Annotated in this window: 4 protein-coding genes; 1 reads left to right on the top strand and 3 read right to left on the bottom strand. The window is 43.4% G+C overall.

Annotation, left to right across the window (positions count from 1 at the left end; translation table 11 throughout):
* Window positions 1-153: 153 nt before the first annotated feature.
* Entirely contained in the window at window positions 154-1,356 is a 1,203-nt protein-coding gene (locus HZA08_08790) for a hypothetical protein (GenBank protein ID MBI5193520.1), read from the top strand.
* Window positions 1,357-1,382: 26 nt separating this feature from the next.
* On the opposite strand, the gene HZA08_08785 is transcribed toward HZA08_08790, so the two are convergent.
* From HZA08_08785 to HZA08_08775, 3 genes are all read right to left on the bottom strand, one after another.
* A complete protein-coding gene (locus tag HZA08_08785; protein MBI5193519.1) occupies window positions 1,383-1,523 on the bottom strand; it encodes a hypothetical protein in 141 nt (46 codons plus the stop codon).
* Between the two features lie 82 nt (window positions 1,524-1,605).
* Window positions 1,606-1,878 carry a DUF507 family protein gene (locus HZA08_08780; GenBank protein ID MBI5193518.1) on the bottom strand — a complete coding sequence of 91 codons (273 nt, stop codon included), beginning with the start codon at window positions 1,876-1,878 and terminating at the stop codon, window positions 1,606-1,608.
* A 406-nt stretch (window positions 1,879-2,284) separates the two neighbouring features.
* Window positions 2,285-2,566: a DUF507 family protein gene (locus HZA08_08775; GenBank protein ID MBI5193517.1), complete on the bottom strand. Its 282-nt coding sequence runs from the start codon at window positions 2,564-2,566 to the stop codon at window positions 2,285-2,287.
* Window positions 2,567-2,773: the final 207 nt, after the last annotated feature.

Genomic DNA, 2,773 nt, shown 5'->3' with positions numbered 1-2,773 from the left:
GGACAAGCAACACCCTAACGGTTGTAAGGCAATGGGGTTTAAGAGTAAGGAAATCCCTTCACTGGTAGTCCTCAAGTCATCGGGTAAAGACTGCCTTTATTTCAAGAAAAAAGTGAAAATTGACAAATGATTTTATAATAGTCAATATTTAGCATGATTCACCCTTTCGACAAATCATCCATTGAAAATATTTCCGGTAATAGATTCATAGGCGGCAATACTGTTACCCTCCTCTATAAAGGGAGTGAATCATTTGAGTGCATATTCAGCAGTATTGAAAAGGCACAGGACTTTATTTCATTGCAATTTTATATCTTCCGCAATGATGAGACCGGAAGGGAGCTGGCCGGCCTTCTTAAAAAAAAGGTACAAGAAGGTATAAAAGTATTTATCCTGTATGACCATTTTGGTTCATTCTGGACACCTCAAGGTTTCTGGAAGGAGTTGGCAGGTGCAGGAATAAGGATAAGGGTCTCCAGGCCATTCGTATGGTCATCTCCCCTTCATTATCCCCACAGGGACCACAGGAAATTGATTATCATAGACGGGATTAAGGCATTTACCGGCGGGTTTAATATAGGAAATGAATATAGCGGCCTATATCTGAGAAAGAGAGGAAAGGCATGGCGGGACACAGGAATAATGCTTGAAGGCCAGGTTGCATCAGAGTTATTCAAGACGTTCCAGATGACATGGCAGGCAATGGGCGGGAGACACCTGATTCTCCAAAAGTTACTTCATAAACCTTTGCCGGAATTGTTTAAAGACACACTACCACTCCCCTCCTCAAACCCCTATGAAAGTAACGGCCTGCCTGTTATCCCCATCTTTGCATCATCTTCCAGGGGTAGAAGGAAATTGCGTAAGCTCCTGTATTACAGCATTCACAATGCAAAGGAGAGCATACTCCTCACTACCGCATATTTTATACCCAGCAGAAGGATGCTTGATTCTCTGGAAGAGGCAGTAAACCGCGGGGTTAATGTAAAATTACTCCTTGCAGGAAGGAGTGATGTCGCTGCTGCACATTATGCCGGCCGTTCATTCTATGAGAGGCTCTTAAACAGGGGTATAAAGATTTACAACTATCAGGGTGAGGTACTACATGCAAAGAGCTATGTATTCGATGGATGCTGGAGCATAGTAGGGTCCGCTAACTTAGACTTCCTCTCCCTACGGCGCAATGATGAGGGAAATGTTGGAATTCTGGATGAAGATTTCAGCAAAAGGATGAAGTGTGTATTTGAAGAGGATATAGAGAGTTCAATCGAAATAAAGGAAGAAACATGGAAAAAACGCCCGTTATCTGATCGTCTTAAAGAGAGGTTCTTTGTTATGTTCAGGAGGAGGCTATAACAGCCATTCTCTGTGAATATAATCAATTAAAAAATATAGTAAGCAAGAATCAGCATCCCGGCTGTCAGTAATAAAGTTATCATCCCTTCAATTATCTTTAAATCTCTTTCCTCATGGCCGAATTCCATCCAGTGATAGCCGTGAGGAAGTATATGAAGCCTGCCCATCTTTATCACCCCCTTTCCTGACATCTATATTCTCTTCTGACTATTTATATAGCTCACATTTTTTGCTAATACAAGGGGTGTTTTACCGGCGTCTCTTATTCATCTCTTCTTCAAAGAAACGGTTGTATTGGAGTTGCCATTCAGGGGTGCCTTCCGGATTTCTTAAGGAATAGGCTACAAGCTTCTTCCTGACTATGGCATCTATTTCTTCTTCAAGGTGAAATTCTAAGGTTAGCAATCGCTTAACCTCCTTTAACACAGCGACCTCATCACCCTTCATGGTTGCAAGCCCCTTTTTAAGGTCTTTTATAATAAGGTGTGACAGGTGATTTATTTTATCTTCACTAAGTATCATAGCATGTTTCCACTCTTCATTCGAAAATCAACCCCATCCCCACCCTACCCCTCCCCTTGAAGGGGAGGGAATCAACATAGCCCCCTCTCCCACAGGGAGAGCTGCAATTAAATTCCTTCCAAATCCCTCCCCCCTCTTTTGCGGGGGGAGGCAGGAGGGGGGATCAGGGTGAGGGTGGGGTTTTCATTGCCATTTGTGAGCCACCGGCTCATGACGGTTCATCCGAAAATACTTCCGGCGGGGTAAGAAAACCCCGCCTATCCATATCAACGAGGATAGGCGGGACTTTCTTGTCCCGCTGATTTTCATGGCCCTTTGTGAGCGCCCCGCTCATGACGGTTCATCCGAAAAATAACCTCAAGTAAGCAGTTAGCAGATAAAGACCTGCATCTACTGCTCACTGCTTTTAAAGCACTATCCCTCTCTCATCTATCAATTTCTTCTTCACCATCTGGAACATCCGGTTGTAATTAACATCCCCCTGCTCCATCTGCTTTGAGTAGGTCTTCAGCATTTCCCGTACTTCATCATTTAACTTTTCTTCAATCATCAGCTCTTCTGTAATAATATTTTCAAGCCTGCTCACAATCGCATCTTTTGTTACTGACGGTACAATGCACCCCTTTGTTATCAATCCTTCCACAATATTCTTCGACAACATGGTTATTCTCTCTTTTTTTATCTTCATGGTGAATCTGAGAGTTAAAATATCATGGTTACCAGATAAAATACAAGCAGATTTATTTCCCTATATTTCATCCGAAAATCTCCATAGCTCACCCTCCCCCTAACCCCCTCCCGTCAAGGGAGGGGGAATCTTCGGCAATCTTTCATATCTCCCCTCCCCTTGCGGGAGGGGACTAAGGGGAGGGGGCCTCATTTTCATTATCCTTTG

This window comes from Nitrospirota bacterium (assembly GCA_016212215.1).
Classification (GTDB): Bacteria; Nitrospirota; 9FT-COMBO-42-15; order HDB-SIOI813; family HDB-SIOI813; genus JACRGV01.
This window is presented reverse-complemented; position numbering and strand designations above follow the sequence as displayed.

Bases quoted from the DNA above. Each gene is read 5' to 3' on its own strand.
- HZA08_08790 (MBI5193520.1), top strand. From the start codon at position 154: ATGATTCACCCTTTCGACAAATCATCCATTGAAAATATTTCCGGTAAT.
- HZA08_08775 (MBI5193517.1), bottom strand. From the start codon at position 2,566: ATGAAGATAAAAAAAGAGAGAATAACCATGTTGTCGAAGAATATTGTG.
- HZA08_08785 (MBI5193519.1), bottom strand. From the start codon at position 1,523: ATGGGCAGGCTTCATATACTTCCTCACGGCTATCACTGGATGGAATTC.
- HZA08_08780 (MBI5193518.1), bottom strand. From the start codon at position 1,878: ATGATACTTAGTGAAGATAAAATAAATCACCTGTCACACCTTATTATA.